Raw genomic sequence first — 838 nt, forward strand, 5'->3', positions numbered from 1 at the left:
GGTTTGATCAGGTTAAGGTACACTTCTGTCTTACCTGAGCCCGTGACGCCTTCTAATAAATAGCAAGCAAAACCTGTTTGGCTATTTACACTCGCAATAGCCAGCGCTTGTTCGTGGTTGAGCTTTGGCTTCTCGACGTCGGATTCAACGTGCTGTCCCCACTGGGTGATTGCAGGCTTCTTCTCGATACGTTCAATCCAGCCTTTCTCTTCTAAAGACTTTAGTACTGTTGAGGCTATCTCTTGGTCGACAAATTCCTGGTGAGGCAAAGCGCCGTTAACCAACATTTGCAAGACCTTCTGTTGTTTGACTGCTCGACGATCAAGCCCTTGCATCAGCTTGTCTTTACCGGATTCGGTAATTTGCCACTCTTGTAGCGTCGCAAAATCTGCAGGCTTTCCTTTACGCAGAGCTGCCGGCATCGCATTGTGTAGCGTATCTCCAAGTGGGTATTGGTAGAATTGGCTGCACCAAGTCAGCAACGAATAAAGCTTTTCAGGCCATACCGGCTGAGAATCAAGAACCGCTTTGATTGGCTTGAGTTGATCTTTGGGAAAGTCCGAGTGATTAACCATCGCGGTGACGATGCCAACTAACGTTTGACGTCCAAAAGGTACGGATACGCGCCCGCCAATGATAGGAAACAGGTGTCCTGGGATGGCATAGTCAAATTGTTTGTCGAGAGGTACGGGCAGTGCCACTCTAGCAATGGATGGACGCATAGATTCGTAGCTATATAAAAGAAGAAAGGACTGTAGAGTTTATTAAAATCGCCCCAGGAATACGAGTCAACCTACGGAGTGTGTTCGGAAATATACTAATATCACCGGATTGGTGA

At 47.3% G+C, this 838-nt stretch carries 1 pseudogene; it reads right to left on the reverse strand.

Annotated elements, in window-relative coordinates:
- Positions 1-722 (reverse strand): annotated as a pseudogene (locus R8O10_RS24540) (primosomal protein N'); the annotation flags it as partial.
- Between the last annotated feature and the right edge of the window lie 116 nt (positions 723-838).

The sequence above is a fragment of the Vibrio sp. 1727 genome (assembly GCF_033344415.1).
Lineage (GTDB): Bacteria > Pseudomonadota > Gammaproteobacteria > Enterobacterales > Vibrionaceae > Vibrio > Vibrio alginolyticus.